The organism is Leisingera sp. ANG59 (assembly GCF_013317235.1).
GTDB lineage: Bacteria > Pseudomonadota > Alphaproteobacteria > Rhodobacterales > Rhodobacteraceae > Leisingera.
The window spans coordinates 1-4,120 of sequence record NZ_WLCM01000089.1 but is presented as its reverse complement, the minus strand read 5'-3'; the positions used below and the strand labels follow the sequence as shown (position 1 = coordinate 4,120).

Genomic DNA, 4,120 nt, shown 5'->3' with positions numbered 1-4,120 from the left:
CCTCAAGGCTCAGCCCATGAAGGCTCTGCAAGACAAGCATCCGGAATTTCAGCACCACGTCGAGCGCCGGGCGGCCGCCCTTGGGGTTGCGCCGCCGACCTGCCGCGCGTTCAAGGATCGGGCGAAAGCGTTCGAAATTCACCGTCGAATTCAGCGTTTCCAGCGGATCGCCGCCCGCGGAAATCTCAGCAAGACGATCGTCAACGCTCCAGAACCCTGCTTGCTTCGCCATGACCGCCTCCCTGCTACGAGGGTAGTGAATCACGTGACACGCCGGTCGGCCAGAGGTTTTCGGAGGCGTCCAGGTTCCATCTTGCCTTAGGCAGGGCCCACGCTGCACTGGCATTGGGCGGCAGAGAGCCCATTTTAGCGAATGCTGCACGGCGCACCAATATCGGCAAACGGTGCCTGCCAGTTAGGAACTACTCTCTGCTTTTCAGAAAGATCGCTCCAACGCTCGTTATCCCGATGACTGAAACTACTGCGCTGGCATCGCGCAGGTTGGTGAGGTCCGAGATCGTTCCATAGACGATTGTGCCCAGAGCAGTTGAACCAAGACCAACCATGACCCAAAGCCCCATGACGCGCCCGTGAAAGCCATCAGGAATCGACAATTGAATCCTAGATTGATTGGCTACGCCGACGATGGACGCGGCACAGCCCAAGGTTCCCGCACATGCCAATCCCAACAACCAACTCTCGGTTTGCGACATGAGTAAAAGTGCGGCAAAGCCAGTAATGCCAAGATACTCTGCAATGTGATTGGAGAATTTTTTGCGTAGGGCCATAAACGCTGCTGCACAGACTGCTCCAAATCCAGCGGCCGAGAGCAATAGTCCCGCGCCATCTGCCTCTCGACCAAAGGCGGTCGCCGCGAAAAGTGGAAACAGGTCTATGGCAGCACGCCCACCCAATCCGAACACGCCTGTAAGTATAAAAGCTTTCGTGACCGGGTGGCTGCCGCAGATTACGTACCAGCCATCGCGCAGCTGTGAGAGAAGATTGCCGCTAGACGCTGCGCGTTTCGAAACGTCGTTCCTCAAAGACCATATGACCATTGCCAGCACCAGATTTCCAAGTGCCCCCAAAAGAAGAACCGGTGGGATATCGACTATCACAATGAGAAGCCCAGCCAGAGCCGGGCCAATCATGCGGGTCAAGTTAAACACCATCGAATCTATCGCGATGGTTCTGGGCATTAAGGATTTGGGAACAAGTGCCGGGACTAAGGCCATACGCAGCGGTTGATGAGCTGAAACAGTTATCCCAATGAGACACTCGAAAACGATGAGTATACCAACGGTTACGAGGTCGGCGAGCGCAAGGACGAAAAGTGATGTTGTCAGCGCTGCTAAAACAAGCTGAACTTTTACCATTGCGGGGATGATCCGAACCCGGTCGGCAACTGCGCCAAAGAGTGGCCCAATGACGACGGTTGGAACAAGCTGCGCGGCGAGCACAACGCTCGACCAAAAGGTTGACTCGGATAGCTCCCACGCGAGCCAAAGCACAGCGACCCGTTGCATCCAAATGCAAGTCAGAGCGACGCTATTTCCAGCGCAGTAACGTAGGTATAGAGCGAAACCAGATTTGACCATAAGAGCACCCCAATTTTGACGGTGGATGCCCAGGCGAACGGCCAGCTAAAGACTACGCTTCCCGATGGTTGCCCATCTAATTCTCGCCAGTTACGTAGCCATTTCGAAGTATCAGGTGGTGTATTCAGGCGCAATTGGCAATCGTCACCCTGTGTCGGTAGCAGCCATTGGCGCAGCCGCAGCGAAAGAGCGCTTTGTCCGGCGACTTGTGAATTGCCTTCGTCAACTTCGCTGCGGCTCGCACGAACGGCTGTTTTCCCTGCCGCGCTGCGACACCCAAAGTTGCGCGTGTGCAGAAAAGTCTGTGCCGCGAGCGCGCGCAGCAAGAATTCGTCTCGTCCGGTGTGGGCTCCGACCGGGCGTTCGCCGCGCCAGGCGTGAATGACGGCAGGCAGCCCATGTTGCCAATTGCGCCCCGCGCAACTGTACGTGGTGCCGCCTGCGTTAGCCCAACAAATGAATTTCTGCTTCAGATCTCAAGATCCTCGAGGGACTTCCCAGCTTCCAAAGCTTCGTGGACCCAAGCAGGTTTACGCCCGCGGCCGCTCCAGGTTTGGGATCGGTCAGCTGGATTGGCGTATTTAGCAGGTGCTTTTGCGCTTGATTTACGCCCCCTTCCGCCATGCAGAGCAATAACCTCTTCAAAGGCCACGCCATGTTTTTCCGCAATGGCCAGCATTTCGGCATAAGCGTTTTTCTTTGCCTCGTCCTCTACTTCCACTTTGCGGACTTCGATTTCCTTGGCCAGCGCTTCCAATTCAGCGGCACTCAGCCCCTTTAGATCAATTGCCATATTTCACCTGTGTTTTCAGTTGTTCTCGGTCAAAGCAGATATACCCTTCTGAGGCAAGCAACTGGCCACAGCTGTGCGGTATCCGTCGCAGTCCGAAGTCGCAGTCCGAATTGGGGCCGGAGGCTGCTGATCGCACCAGGCGTATGAACTGCCTCCCTCCGGCTTGGCGGTTCACTACACCGCTCCAAGAAACCATATACAACGCATGCATCACGACCTTGACCATTTCGAGAAAACCGCTCGCGCCACTATAGCTTCCCTGCCGAGGGCCTTCAGGCCAGCTGCAGATAACGTCATTCTGCGCATTGCCGAATGGCCTGCGCCGGCCATGCTGGACGAACTTGGTTTTGCAGATCCATATGAACTGACGGGGCTCTACGAGGGAATACCAATGACCGAGAAATCGGTTCTCGACATGGCGCCATCTCCGGATGTTGTCTGGCTCTTCCGCCAGCCGATCCTGGCGGAATGGCGCGACCGCGGTGATGTCGAGCTGGACCAGTTGATCGCGCATGTTGTGATTCACGAGTTCGCCCATCATTTCGGATGGACTGACGAGGAGATCGCAGCCATCGACCAATGGTGGGGCTGAACCGCTCTTCAATACCCAGGGGAAGTTGGCATTCGAGCTTACAGGTGACGTTGCAGCGAAGATGGGATGCCCGAGTGCAGTCGACGGTTCGCAGCCCGCATCCGACATTGCGATAGTTGCGAATTAACAGTCTCGCAGATAAAAATTCCCGACATCGGCGGGAGAAGTTTCATGGGCCAATCACATCAAGAGCTTGATCGCCTCAACGTGCTGCTGCATGCGCTGCCCGTCGAAAACATGCCTATGTCGCTTAGCGAACTTGATGGCTACGTGACCGGCATTCTTGCTTGTAGTGACATGATCCCGCCCTCGGAATGGCTGCCCCATGTCTGGGGCGAGACCGGCGAAGCACATTTTCCTGACCAGCAGGCCGCAGAAGAAACGATCGGTGCCGTCATGGCGCATTACAATTCGGTGGCCGAGGCGATGTCCCGCTCGTTTTGGATCGAGCCTATCTACGAGGTTGATCCCAACAGCGACGAGACGATGTGGGAGCCTTGGGTCGATGGCTTCACCCGCTCCATGGGCCTGCGGCCGGAAGCTTGGGAACGCCTGCTCGATCAGGCCGACGAAGAGACACGGGCTACGATGATCTTCTTGATGGCGTTACAGGACATTTACACTGGTCAAAGCAAGTTCACGGACGACGAAATTGACCAGATCGACCTTGAAGCCCCCGATCTGATCCCGAACTGCGTAGCGACAATACTGCACCAGTCACGTCCTGAACTTTCCCGCCCTGAGCCTGAAAATCTTTCCGGCATGCCGTTCAAGGCTAGTCCTCGACCAGGTCGAAACGATCCGTGCTCCTGCGGGTCGGGCCGCAAGTACAAGCAGTGTTGCGGTCGGAACTGACTGATCTCCAAAGATTTCATAGCAACCACCTGCGTAACCGTCCGGCCTGCCCGCACTGACGGCCCTCGTTAGTGAGGGATAATGTCCATTAGCGAACAAGTGGACATTATCGAGGTTGGGCATGGCAAAGCGGCGCAGACGTCGGAATTGGTCTGAAGACGAGAAGCGTATGGTTTGCGCGCAGACGCGGGTGCCCGGTGTATCGGTTGCCCAGGTTGCACGGCGCTACGATGTGAATGCCAATCAGGTCTTCAACTGGCTGAAAGAACCCCGGTTTGCGGC

Annotated in this window: 5 protein-coding genes, 1 pseudogene and 1 riboswitch; of the genes and pseudogenes, 3 read left to right on the top strand and 3 right to left on the bottom strand. The window is 56.3% G+C overall.

Annotation, left to right across the window (positions count from 1 at the left end):
• The 3 genes and pseudogenes from GKC28_RS25890 to GKC28_RS25875 form a co-directional block, all read right to left on the bottom strand.
• A pseudogene (locus tag GKC28_RS25890) lies at positions 1–232 on the bottom strand (IS5/IS1182 family transposase); the annotation flags it as partial.
• A 190-nt stretch (positions 233–422) separates the two neighbouring features.
• Positions 423–1,598, bottom strand: a complete 1,176-nt coding sequence (locus tag GKC28_RS25885) for an MFS transporter (protein ID WP_302480830.1) — start codon at positions 1,596–1,598, stop codon at positions 423–425.
• Between the two features lie 20 nt (positions 1,599–1,618).
• Positions 1,619–1,702: riboswitch (ZMP/ZTP riboswitch) on the bottom strand.
• A 365-nt stretch (positions 1,703–2,067) separates the two neighbouring features.
• Positions 2,068–2,391: an H-NS family nucleoid-associated regulatory protein gene (locus tag GKC28_RS25875; RefSeq protein ID WP_174149806.1), complete on the bottom strand. Its 324-nt coding sequence runs from the start codon at positions 2,389–2,391 to the stop codon at positions 2,068–2,070.
• Between the two features lie 205 nt (positions 2,392–2,596).
• Here GKC28_RS25875 and GKC28_RS25870 point away from each other — a divergent pair, with 205 nt between their 5' ends.
• The 3 genes from GKC28_RS25870 to GKC28_RS25860 form a co-directional block, all read left to right on the top strand.
• Positions 2,597–2,983, top strand: a complete 387-nt coding sequence (locus GKC28_RS25870; protein ID WP_174149805.1) for a metallopeptidase family protein — start codon at positions 2,597–2,599, stop codon at positions 2,981–2,983.
• 171 nt (positions 2,984–3,154) lie between these two features.
• Positions 3,155–3,838, top strand: a complete 684-nt coding sequence (locus GKC28_RS25865; RefSeq protein WP_174149804.1) for a UPF0149 family protein — start codon at positions 3,155–3,157, stop codon at positions 3,836–3,838.
• Positions 3,839–3,959: 121 nt separating this feature from the next.
• The coding region (locus GKC28_RS25860; RefSeq protein ID WP_217434229.1) for a transposase at positions 3,960–4,120 on the top strand (161 nt) is incomplete at its 3' end.

Coding starts and splice junctions, on each gene's coding strand:
- GKC28_RS25875 (WP_174149806.1), bottom strand. CDS start 2,391: ATGGCAATTGATCTAAAGGGGCTGAGTGCCGCTGAATTGGAAGCGCTG.
- GKC28_RS25870 (WP_174149805.1), top strand. CDS start 2,597: ATGCATCACGACCTTGACCATTTCGAGAAAACCGCTCGCGCCACTATA.
- GKC28_RS25865 (WP_174149804.1), top strand. CDS start 3,155: ATGGGCCAATCACATCAAGAGCTTGATCGCCTCAACGTGCTGCTGCAT.
- GKC28_RS25885 (WP_302480830.1), bottom strand. CDS start 1,598: ATGGTCAAATCTGGTTTCGCTCTATACCTACGTTACTGCGCTGGAAAT.